Raw genomic sequence first — 12,316 nt, forward strand, 5'->3', positions numbered from 1 at the left:
TTAACTATTATTCTACTAATTTTTTGAGTTTTGTAAAGTGTTATTATTAAAAATTTTTAAAAAATTATTTTTTTACAGTAATATTCATAAAAATTCCATAACCTTTCGAAACACTATACCTCATGGAATTCTATGTATTGATTTAATAGTCTTTATATCCCTCCACTATAAAACACTTGTAAATTATTGTTAATAAATAATGTATATCGTAACAAACCTCTTTTCTACAAAAATAAAAAGTCAGCAAAGCTGACTTTTTTACCCGGCTATTTTTTCTCTTTTCATCTCCTCTATTACTCTCGTATACTTCTCATCATCAAATTCATTTTCACTTTTTGCAACAACTACAGTCGCAATACCGTTACCAATTAAATTAACGATAGCACGTGCCTCTGACATGAAACGATCTACACCAAGTAATAGCGCTAACCCTTCTAACGGGATAACATTCATTGCAGACAACGTAGATGCTAATACAATAAATCCTCCACCTGTTACTGCTGCTGCTCCTTTAGATGTAACTAACAAAATAGCTATTATAGTTAATTGTTGACCTAGTGAAAGATCGACGTGAAAGACTTGAGCTAAAAATATAGTAGCCATCGATAAATAAATCGTTGTTCCATCTAAGTTAAAAGAATATCCCGTCGGAATGACTAAACCTACTACCGGCTTCGAACATCCGAAGTCTTCCATCTTTGTCATCATTCGCGGCAGTACTGATTCTGATGATGATGTCCCTAGAACAATGAGTAATTCTTCTTTAATATGCGCTAAATATTTCCACAAACTAAATTTATACAGTTTACAAATAAAATTTAAAACAATAAAAACAAATAATGCCATTGTCGCATATACACAAATCATTAATTTACCAAGTGGTATGAGTGTACTTAAACCATATTTACCAATTGTAAATGCCATTCCGCCGAATGCTCCAACCGGTGCTAACTTCATAACAATGGATAAAATATTAAAAAATACTTTCGATAATCTTTCAAAAAAGTCAATAATCGGTTGTCCATTTTTCCCTAACATCGTTAACCCTGCGCCGAATAAAATGGAGAAAAATAACACTTGTAAAATATCACCTTTTGCAAATGCTTCAAACATGTTAGACGGCACAATATGTAAAAAGAAATCCATCCATTTCATTTCTTGCCCGCTTTGTACATATTGTGAAACATCTCCGCCTTTTAGTTTTGAGGGATCTAATCCATCTCCTGGACGTACAACATTCGCTACGATGATACCAATAATTAAAGCCGCTGTTGTAACAATTTCAAAATATAATAGTGCCTTCCCACCAACACGGCCTACCTTTTTCATACTTCCCATACTTGCAATACCGAGCACAATCGTTAAAAAGATAATCGGTGCAATAACCATTTTAATCATATTGATGAATGTTTCACCAATTGGCTTCATTTGTTGTCCAACACTCGGCCAAATTGCTCCTACTGCAATACCACAAATAATTGCCACGATAACTTGGAATGTTAAATTCTTTACAATTCTCATTTTTAATACTCCCCTGTTTTTTCATTTCTCCCAAACTATTATAATTAATACCATTTATTCTATGTAATAGCCCCCTTGCTATCTAACTTGAACCTTAACATTAGGTTACACTATTATCTCTAATTTTAAAATAGTATATAACATTCAAGAGTAAACGACATACTATTTAACATAATAAAAAAGCAGACGTTTCGCCTGCTTCAATTCTCCTCAATTTGCTTTTCACTTAACCCTAGATGTGTTCTAAGAGTATTACTCAAACTCTGTAGATCTTTTTTATTAGGATTATAATAATATACACGTTGCCCATTTGGACCATTAGGTAAATATAAATCATCACCAGCTAGTTGTATTTTTTCAACTGAACCGTTTAAACCGTATTTATAAAAAGATAAAATATCATCCATTACTAAGTTTGTTTTAAAATCGCCGTCAACCGCCTCAACCATTTTTTCTAGCTTCGTAATCGAGCCTACACTTTTTAATTTACTTAAAATCGATTCGATAACAAGTTGTTGCCTCTGACCTCTCATTGCATCACTATCAATATGGCGCGTTCTTGCTAGTGCAAGTGCTTCTTCCCCATTTAATTTTTGCAATCCTTTTTTCAAATGAATCGCATCAGGTTCATCTTTACTATTTTGCTCCGTAAATTCAACTGGGACATCTACTTCAATACCATCTAACCCATCAACAATTTTAGTAAAGGAACCAAAATTAAATTTCACAAAATAATCAACAGGAACCTGTAACAATTTTTCTACCGCTTCTACAGAAGCTTGTGGTCCTCCATCTTTACCATTTTTAACGAAACCACTTCCATATGCATGGGTGATTTTATCTTTTTTCTTTTCAACTGGAACATATGTATATGTATCACGCGGTATGCTCGTTAATTTCACTGTTTTATCGTCTTTATTAAAAGTCGCTAACAATAATGCATCTGTATGAAATGCACCATTATACTCCTTTTGTCGTTCTTGATTTTCATCAATTCCCATAATTAAAAGTGAAACATGATTTGCAATTGGCTTTACAGATTTCTCACGTAAATTAGATTTTTCACCTCGTGCTAAATTCAAATTAGATTTTTGTACGAGACTAGAAGTTTTCATATATACATAGGCTCCATAGCCAATTCCACCAAATAGCAATACCGCTAGTAGTAAACTTATTATCGTTTTCTTTTTATATTTTTGCTTATTTTTCTCTTCTCTTAAAGATGAATGATTCCCCATTTACTCTCCTCCTGTTTCTATTCATCCAATATGTTTTTCATTCTTTCATATTTAGCGCTATCCTTTTGAAACATACTTTCTTTCAATCCCTTATCTATTTGTATCCATTCAGTCGTAAGTGAATATTGAATCAAGCCTTCTTGAAAACTAAGAAATTTCAATATAATCCCTGTATTTTTCTCCACAACCATTTCGAATTTCCCTCTTATATCTTCAGAGGTGCTAACAGGCATCTCTATATTGATGACTCCTTCAATTTTGTAACAATCTAATCCAAGATATTTCGTTTCTTTATAATTCCAATCTTTATATCGAATTAACAAATCTGCGAATTCTGATTGAATACTATATTTAGCTAGTCCTACATATTCATCATCATATCGCTTTTTTTCACCTGATTTTCTCAATAACCTTTCCGTAGGATTTAATTTTAATAGTTCATTGTTTCTTTCTTTCGGGTTCCATTTTGTCTCTTTATAGGTATACTTCTCATCATCAAACTCTTTTTTCTTGCCCTCGTTATATATAATTGTTCGTTTTTTCGCTAGTTTATCTTCTTTCGAAGAGATACCTCTTTGTTTTTCCGTATCAATCGCATACTTATATGTTGTAGCAATTCTTGATGAGCTAGAATATTCCTCAAATTGTCCTGAAATATTTTTAAAATAATCAATAGAATCTAGCATCTTTTGATGAATCTTTTCTTTATCTGGATAATGTACATTCGATTTTATTTCTTCTTCATTTTCATAATCAGAAAGCGCTTTTTTCTTTACATATTCAAATACTCCACCGTTTTGCGCAAAACTTTGGATAGAAAACTCAGACATAGATACCACTGAAAGTATACAAACCGCTGCACTAATTATCATCATATGAATTTTGTAACTCTTCTTTTTTACCTGAAGATTATGTAGTGTGCCATTAATCTTTTCATTTAACTCTGGAGGTACTATAACATTTTCATCTTTTATTCTCTTTTTTAATTTCTCATCAAATAATTTTTCATTATCCACCCTTCCCCCCCCTATTCCATCTTTAATTGTTTTTGTAGTTGTTCCCTCGCGCGTGACAATCTTGATTTCACTGTTCCTTTCGGTATTTCTAACAGCTTTGCTATACTCTCTTGATTCATATCTTCATAATAATAAAGCACCGTAACAGCTCTTAATTCTTCATGTAACGATTGAATCGCATTACACAAATCTATATCTTCATACTGATCACACGCACTCATATTGTAATCATTCTCTTCTGTCACAATTACATTTTTATACGCTCTAATAATATTGTTACACTCATTTATTAGTATTCGAATTAACCAAGTTTGAAAAAATTCTTCTTTTTTTAATTTTTTTATATTTTCATAGGCCTTTAAAATTGTTGTCTGTATCGCATCCTCTATATTTGTCTCATCACGTAACATCGCCTTTGCTATTCGATACATCTTCACTTTTTCTGTATGTATAAGCGCTATAAAGGCTTCATGATCACCTTTTTTCGCCAAAGAAACATCCGTTTCTTCTTTTATAATCATTTTATATAAAGGGATTACTTTCACCATTGCTCCTCCTGTTTCATCCTCACTTCATCACTTCCAATTTAACTTTACATGTATTAGACGTATGAACCTAGAAAAAGGTTCATTTTTTTGAATATTTTTGTAATTAAAAAGATAAATATCCTTTATAAGTGTTATGCGATAAACATACTAGTTTTAATTTACAAATAAAAAAGCCCACTTTCTAGTGGACTTTCTACTTTATAACGGTAAATCCCTCTTCTTAAACACTACAATTGCTACTATGAAAATACAAAGTGCTCCGGCAATTAACCCTATACTTACCGGCCATATATTATACGCTCCTTCAGCAATTTCTTTCGGACGAAACAGCGTGAATAATGATAGGTTTTTCATCCATTCTAACTTATCACTTAACTTCCCTACCATATCCAATACGAAAAATAAGATAGTTAAACTCGCTGAATAACTTAGTGCTTTTCTTTCGTCATTACATATACAAGAAAAGAAAAATGAATACGCACTAACGACTAAAAATATGAGCCCTCCGACTACATTTATCTTCAAAAATAATTCTTTATTTAAGTTATTATCTTGTAAAAACCATTCTGCACCTACTAACCCAGCTACATACGTAACAGATACAATAATCAGAAGTCCCAATATGAGAACAGTAGCTTGTGTAATAGCAATTTGCACTCTAGATACAGGTGTTGCTAGCAAGTATGCCATTGCTCCTTTATCTACATGACGAGCAATTAAATGTGTCGCAACTGTTACGCAAAAAATTGTTAAAATGATAATAAACAATAGACTATAGTATTCGCCCGCTAGAAAATCCATTACGTTTTGAATCGGACTTTCCATACCAACGATTTTTTTCACACTATCAGGCATGGCAGCTATTAATTCATTTAGCCCTTTCGCTGATACCATTGACGGGAATATCCAAATTAATAACCACAAATATAAAGCCGCGCCAGACGCATAACTCAAAATACTTTTTTGTGTTTCTTTCAAACTAGCTAAAAACAATTGCTTATTCATGCGTTACCCCTTCTTTCTTATCGTAATAATGCATAAATAAATGTTCTAAATCCATCGCTCTCGTTTGAAGTGCCGTTACATTATAGTTTGAAAGTGTTTGTAAAACAGTTTGATAATTTCCTTGTACAATGATAGATGCCTCTCTGCCTTTTACCGCTTCAAATTGCAAATTACACTTTGTAAGGGACTCAATCTCTTCTTGTGATGATACTGTTACATCTATCACCTGTCTTCTCATTCCTTGTAAATCGTGAATATTTTCAACCGTTACGAGTCGACCATCTTTAATAATAGCTACTCTGTCACAAGTTCTCTCAATTTCAGTAAAAATATGTGATGACATTAGGATTGTTTTTCCTCTTTGCTTTTCCTCTAATATTAAATCTATAAATACTTGTTGCATAAGTGGATCAAGTCCAGATGTTGGTTCATCTAAAATTAACACCTCTGGATCGTGCATAAATGCAGCGACTATCCCTACTTTTTGCTTCATTCCTTTAGACATTTTGCGAATCGGTGTTTTCACATCAAATTGCAGGCGCTCTATCAGTTCATCTCGTCTTTTCGTATCCTTTAACCCACGCATTCCTTGCATTAATTTTAAAAACTCTAATCCGTTCATTCCTTCAATAAAAGAAATTTCACCCGGTAAATAACCAACTTCCCTTTGAATTTTCGCTGCTTCATTCCAACAATCTAATCCAAAAATTGTCGCTTTACCAGCTGTCGGTTTTATAAATCCCATTAAATTACGAATCGTCGTTGATTTCCCGGCACCATTCGGTCCTAAATAACCAAATACTTCTCCCTTTTTTACATCAAATGTAATATGAAACAAACCTTTTCCATTCGAAAACTGTTTTGTGACATCTTGAACTGAAATCATAATTCCACCTCATTTTTTGAAATATTTAATATGTGATATTTCAAAAATATTGTACTCCTCATCTTTCATATTCGCAACAACTTTTTGAAATATTTATTAGTCCATATTTCAAAATTATTGTTTTCCATTATTTTTTCTTGTATATTTTAAGTGAGGTGATTGCATTGAACGGCTTTGAAAGAGTAAAAGAAAAGAAAAAGCGTGCCATTAAAGAAGCAGCATTCGTATTATTTTCAGAACGTGGATTTAATGAAGTGAAAATAGAACATATCGCAAAAGAAGCAAACGTTTCTCAAGTTACAATTTATAATCATTTCGGAAGTAAAGATGCTTTATTTAGGGAGCTTATACAAGAATTTATCATATCTGAATTTCAATATTATAAAGAGCTTGCAGAAGAAAAATTACCTTTTCATGATATGATGCAAAAAATGATTGTAAGAAAAATGAATACTGGCGGGTTATTTCAACCTGATATGTTATTACAAATGATGCAAAGGGACGAAGAACTCCGTAAGTTTATTTATAGTTATCAAAATGAAAAAATCCTGCCCTGGTATTTAGAAATATTAGAACAAGCTCAGCGCAAAAACGAAATTAATCCACACCTTACTAAAGAAATGATGTTACTTTACATTCAAATGTTTACTAAATTAGGTGATGATTTTGGGGCACAACTTCTTGAAGGAGATCGTGAAAAACATATACAAGATATCGTTACGATGTTCTTTTATGGACTCTCCGTCCCAGAAAAATAATTTTTCTAAAGAACAAATAGAATCACCAAAAAGCCCTTTGGATATTTAAATCGCAAGGGCTTTTTCATATCAAAAAATGACTAAAACTAACTTTATCTTAAAGAAGTTAAATGCTGCTTTATAGATAACACCTTATTATAGATTAACTCTTTTAGCATAACAGGCTGAATTGAGATAATCGTTTCACCGAAATTCAGAAAATAATTTGAAATAAAATCAAATTCTTGCTTGTTAAAATAGCCTGTTATAATGTAATTTTCATTTTGCTTTTGCATCCTCATGGAAGGATAATTCTCTTTATCAAAAATGTCCTTTCCTTTTTGATTAACAATGACGCTAAAATCAATTGCATCAGGCTTTCTGTGAAAAGTAGTAAGATAACTTAATAATTCTTCAAGATTTTTTGGATTAATATTGCTCGTTTCCACAATAGAAAGAATTTTATCACATCTAATTATTTGAACATTATTTGTCTCAAAATTAAAGATTTTAGCATACCACTGGCCAAATTTAGATTCTACTCGAATAAATTGGGCAACCAATGCTTGCTCCTCACCTTTTTTTAAATATGTTAAATGATAAACTCGCTCAGCAAAAATTCCCTGTAAAATTTCTTTTAAGAACGGACTAAAATTACTATGATTTGTTACTTCAAAGGAAAGCGTTCGTTCCATGATTGAAATATTTTTACTCACATTATCAGGTAATACATGTTTAAATTTATTTTCAAGCGCAATACTTTCTACATTAAATGGTTTTGTCTTGTATCCATTTAGCGTAAGAATTGAAAAGTATAACGCATACATTTCATCCACACTAAAATAAATTGGCGATAACACACTATTTTCTATAATTTTATAACTTCCATTTCTACCTAGTTCAGAATATATGGGTACACCTATTTCTTCCAATGATTGAATATCTCGCAACGCGGTACTTTTAGAAATATCATATCTAGCCATTAAATCTTTTAAATTAAAATATCTTTTATTATTTAAGAAAATAAGCATATCATTTATTCGTTCAGTTTTTTTCATATTTCCCTCCAAAAAAGGTGTCATGTATTGAAACCTTTTTAATCTATATTATAATTATCAACTAATAAAGGAGTTATATATTTATGACATTAGAAATAGCTATTTTTCTTTCAATGAATGGGCAAGCAAAGGAGGTGATTAACTTTTATACACGTCATTTAGAAGCCAAAAAGTTAATGATTGTTACGTATGAAGAACTGGCGAAAAGAGATAGTTCTTTTAAAATTACAAGTGAAAATAAAGATCATATTGCTCACTCTGTTTTACAAATTGGGAATACAAAGCTAATGATAGCAGAAGATACAATGAAGTCTAATGAACGTTATAACGTTGGAAATAACATGTCACTTTGCATTCAAAGCGCTAATTTAGAAGAAATACAAAGGTTTTATAATAATTTAATTTCCGATAAGCATGTGAAAATAATCTCTCCGCTAGAAAAAAATATATTTAGTGAAGCATATGGTATTATTGAAGATCCTTATGGCATACAAATCCAATTAATGTATGATAAACGACTAGACTAAATAATTAATCATATTCACATATTCCTAATAAAAAAGACACGAATTTCGTGTCTTTTTATTTTATAGAAATGACTCTACCCTTTTCACTACTTTCAATCGCTAATTGAATCAGTTTAATAACATCTAAACCTTCTTGTGCTGTTACAGGTAGTTTCTCACCATTTAATATACTATCTCGTACCCCTTTATAATAATTGTCATAACAACCGATTTCTGTTGGAATACGATCTAAGCTTCCTTCTGTTTCTAAAGTAGCAAAATTCTCTTCATCGTCTACTCCATAACCGTTATCACCTGGCTTCATTCCATTTTTTAATTGCTCTTCCTGCGAATCCATACCGTACTTCACGATAGAACCTTTCTCTCCATGCACTATAAAATGCGGTCCAGCTTTCTTCACATAACTGCTACTACGTAAAATGACACGTTTAGCTCCGTAATGAAGTACTATGTGGAAATAATCATCCACCTCTGCACCTGGTCGTTGTTTTATTACATCTGCACTTATCTCATCTGGTTTCCCGAATATTGATAACGCTTGGTCAATTAAATGCGATCCTAAATCGTATAATATACCGGAGCCTGGTAGATTTTTTTCTCTCCATCGATCACGTACATGTGGACGGAAACGATCAAAATTCGATTCATATGCGTATACATTCCCTACTCTGTTTTCTCCTAACAATTTCTTAATTGTTAAGAAATCATTATCAAAACGACGATTATGATATACGCTTAACGTTACATTATGCTGCTCTGCTAATGAAATAAGCTCTTCCCCTTCTTCAATTGAAACAACAAATGGTTTTTCTACAACAGCATGCTTACCGTTTAAAATTGCTTCTTTTACATATGGAAAATGAGTTGTATTAGGTGATGTAATAACAACTAAATCAACATCAGCTCGCTTCACCAATTCATCAATTGTACTAACAACATTAGCGTTTGGTAATGTTTCTTTTACTACCTCTTCTTTTGAGGATAATACAGCACGAATATCATATTCTTCTATCGTTTGTAATAGTGGGATATGAAATGTCGTACTAGAAAAACCAAATCCTACAATCCCTACACCTATTTTTTTCATGTTGCCCCTCCATTTGTCCCGCTTTAACGGGCAGTAAGATTCCTAACTCAAAATTTAGCGAAAGCTAAGGAATTAGGTGAGGAATCAACTGCTTGTTAAAGCCCGATTGGTTCAACTAATAATCAGTGGGGATGAAGAAACTCCCCATTGATTAAAGTTTCACTTTATGAGAACGATTTCATTCAGTTATTATAACAAGATTATTATTATTTACATAATAAATTGCCTAGAAAAAAGCATCTTGCTATGAATAATAGCAAGATGCTTTTTTACTCCGGTCGTTTTTTCGTCCACGTTTCTACTACTTCACCAGTATCATTAACATCTAGCACTAGGCTACCATTACTATACCGATCTTTATTTCGATACGCTTTCGGATCAATCTCTTCTACAATGTTTTTCTCTGTCTTCATGTAAACTAGTTCATCGTCCCGAACAATTTCAATACCGACAATGCGGTACGGATTACGTTTTAATTCTTTGAAAATAACAAGACCTCGTTTCGCCCTCGTTGATTTTTCAATTTCTGATGCTTTTAGACGTTTTACAGCACCGCGCTGTGTTACGAGAATAAGTTGATCTTTGTCACCATTTAACGGTTTACCAGAAGCGACATAGTCATCTTCTTTTAAATTAATTGCTTTCACACCAGCAGCTCTTACACCGACTGGACTTACTTCATCTTCATGGAAAATAAGTGCATATGCACCGTGTGTAGCAAGAACGATATCACTCGTTCCATCTGTCGCAAATATATCGACAACTTCATCATCTTTTTTCAAGTTTACAGCAACGAATGCCCTTGAATAACGCTGAACTTTATATTGATTTAATTCTGTTTTCTTTATCATACCATTTCGTGTTACAAATACGATAAATCGTTTTTCTTCCTCAAAGTTCGGTACAACCGTTGCCCAAATGATTGTTTCATCTCGGTCGAGTGAAACGATATTTGCAACGTGCTGACCTAAATCTTTCCAACGAATATCTGGCATTTCGTATACTGGAAGATATATATAGTTTCCTTTACTTGTGAATAAAAGAACTGTTTCAGTCGTATTCGTATCGAATCGTTCAAGTAAGATGTCACCCTCTTTCATACCGAAGTCTTTGCCATTTGATGCATTATGTGAGCGCCATCCAGTACGTTTCACATATCCTTCTTTCGTTACAGTAACGATGACATCTTCTTGTGGAATCATCACTTCTACGTCTATTTTAATTTCTTCAATTTGTTCTTCAATAATAGCGCGACGATCATCACTATATGTTTTCTTAACTCTCTTCAAATCAGTTTTAATGACTTGAAGTAATCTTTTTTCACTTTGTAAAATTGACTGTAGCTCTAGAATTTTCTTATTAAGCTCATCTGCTTCTTCTTGTAACGCCGTAATGTCTGTATTCGTTAAGCGATATAATTGCAAGGAAACAATTGCTTCCGCCTGTGCTTCTGTAAAGCCAAATTTTGCACTTAAATTATCTTTCGCATTACGCTTATCTTTTGAAGCTCGAATTGTCTCGATTACTTGGTCTAAAATCGATAATGCTTTCTTTAAACCTTCTACAATATGTTGACGATTTTCTGCTTTTCTTAATTCATATTGCGAACGTCTCGTAATAACCTCTTTTTGATGTCCAATATAAGCATCCAAAATTTTCGGTAATGTCATAAGTGTTGGACGGCGATTATTGATTGCTACCATATTAAAGTTATATGGAATTTGCAAATCTGTATTTTTATATAAATAATTTAAAATACCTTCGGCGTTTGCTTCTTTCTTTAATTCAACAACAATTCGCAAACCAGTACGATCTGTCTCATCACGCACTTCAGCAATGCCATCTAACTTTTTATCTAGACGTAATTCATCCATTTTCTTTACAAGGTTTGCCTTATTCACTTCGTAAGGAATTTCAGTGATTACAATTTGTTGTTTCCCACCACGCACTGTTTCAACTTCCGCTTTTCCACGAATAATAATTTTACCTTTACCTGTTTCATACGCCTTTTTAATACCATCAATCCCCTGAATAATACCGCCTGTTGGGAAATCTGGTCCTTTCATAACTGTTAATAAATCATCAACAGTACTATTTGGCTTATCAATACGCATCATTGTAGCGTCAATAACTTCTCCAAGATGATGCGGAGGAATTTCTGTTGCATAACCAGCGGAAATCCCTGTAGATCCGTTCACTAATAAATTCGGGAACGCTGCTGGTAATACAACCGGTTCTTCACTCGTATCATCAAAGTTTGACACAAATTCAACTGTTTCTTTATCAAGATCACGTAATAATTCAGATGCGATTGGTGATAAACGAGCTTCCGTATAACGCATCGCTGCCGCTGGGTCCCCATCAACACTACCGTTATTACCATGCATTTCAACTAAAACATTACGTACTTTCCAAGTTTGGCTTAAGCGTACCATTGCCTCATATACAGAGGAATCTCCATGTGGATGATAATTACCAATAACGTTACCTACTGTTTTAGCTGATTTACGAAACGCTTTATCATGTACATTACCTTCTACATACATAGAATATAAAATACGTCTTTGTACTGGCTTTAAGCCATCACGTGCATCTGGAAGTGCACGATCTTGAATAATATATTTACTATAACGTGCAAAGCGGTCACCTAACACGTCTTCAAGCGGGAGGTCATGAAACTTCTCTGCTTGCAT

Annotated in this window: 11 protein-coding genes; 2 read left to right on the forward strand and 9 right to left on the reverse strand. The window is 32.9% G+C overall.

The window, feature by feature from the left end:
- Nucleotides 1-258 precede the first annotated feature (258 nt).
- From JFU02_RS08795 to JFU02_RS08820, 6 genes are all read right to left on the reverse strand, one after another.
- A complete protein-coding gene (locus tag JFU02_RS08795; protein ID WP_001223627.1) occupies nt 259-1,521 on the reverse strand; it encodes a dicarboxylate/amino acid:cation symporter in 1,263 nt (420 codons plus the stop codon).
- 200 nt (nt 1,522-1,721) lie between these two features.
- Nucleotides 1,722-2,759: an LCP family protein gene (locus JFU02_RS08800; protein ID WP_000526732.1), complete on the reverse strand. Its 1,038-nt coding sequence runs from the start codon at nt 2,757-2,759 to the stop codon at nt 1,722-1,724.
- A 17-nt stretch (nt 2,760-2,776) separates the two neighbouring features.
- On the reverse strand, nt 2,777-3,775 hold the full coding sequence (locus JFU02_RS08805) for an anti-sigma factor (RefSeq protein ID WP_086407544.1): 999 nt from the start codon (nt 3,773-3,775) through the stop codon (nt 2,777-2,779).
- 11 nt (nt 3,776-3,786) lie between these two features.
- The gene (locus JFU02_RS08810) at nt 3,787-4,320 is read right to left on the reverse strand and encodes an RNA polymerase sigma factor (protein WP_086407652.1); all 534 of its coding nucleotides are present in this window, start codon (nt 4,318-4,320) and stop codon (nt 3,787-3,789) included.
- A gap of 201 nt (nt 4,321-4,521) precedes the next feature.
- Nucleotides 4,522-5,328 (reverse strand): ABC transporter permease subunit, encoded by an 807-nt coding sequence (locus tag JFU02_RS08815; RefSeq protein ID WP_001041433.1) that lies wholly within the window; start codon nt 5,326-5,328, stop codon nt 4,522-4,524.
- The gene (locus JFU02_RS08820) at nt 5,321-6,214 is read right to left on the reverse strand and encodes an ABC transporter ATP-binding protein (protein WP_061665774.1); all 894 of its coding nucleotides are present in this window, start codon (nt 6,212-6,214) and stop codon (nt 5,321-5,323) included. Before JFU02_RS08820 ends, JFU02_RS08815 begins: the two co-directional genes overlap by 8 nt.
- Before the next feature lie 155 nt (nt 6,215-6,369).
- Here JFU02_RS08820 and JFU02_RS08825 point away from each other — a divergent pair, with 155 nt between their 5' ends.
- Nucleotides 6,370-6,972 carry a TetR/AcrR family transcriptional regulator gene (locus JFU02_RS08825; protein WP_003291871.1) on the forward strand — a complete coding sequence of 201 codons (603 nt, stop codon included), beginning with the start codon at nt 6,370-6,372 and terminating at the stop codon, nt 6,970-6,972.
- Between the two features lie 92 nt (nt 6,973-7,064).
- On the opposite strand, the gene JFU02_RS08830 is transcribed toward JFU02_RS08825, so the two are convergent.
- A complete protein-coding gene (locus tag JFU02_RS08830; RefSeq protein ID WP_098285295.1) occupies nt 7,065-8,033 on the reverse strand; it encodes a helix-turn-helix transcriptional regulator in 969 nt (322 codons plus the stop codon).
- A gap of 59 nt (nt 8,034-8,092) precedes the next feature.
- Here JFU02_RS08830 and JFU02_RS08835 point away from each other — a divergent pair, with 59 nt between their 5' ends.
- Complete coding sequence (locus tag JFU02_RS08835) at nt 8,093-8,536, forward strand: VOC family protein (protein WP_061665775.1); 444 nt, start codon at nt 8,093-8,095, stop codon at nt 8,534-8,536.
- Between the two features lie 55 nt (nt 8,537-8,591).
- On the opposite strand, the gene JFU02_RS08840 is transcribed toward JFU02_RS08835, so the two are convergent.
- Nucleotides 8,592-9,623, reverse strand: a complete 1,032-nt coding sequence (locus JFU02_RS08840) for an oxidoreductase (protein WP_061665776.1) — start codon at nt 9,621-9,623, stop codon at nt 8,592-8,594.
- A gap of 269 nt (nt 9,624-9,892) precedes the next feature.
- A complete protein-coding gene (gene parC, locus JFU02_RS08845; protein ID WP_001147467.1) occupies nt 9,893-12,316 on the reverse strand; it encodes a DNA topoisomerase IV subunit A in 2,424 nt (807 codons plus the stop codon).

The organism is Bacillus sp. TH13 (genome assembly GCF_016651175.1).
GTDB classification, from domain to species: Bacteria; Bacillota; Bacilli; order Bacillales; family Bacillaceae_G; genus Bacillus_A; species Bacillus_A thuringiensis_S.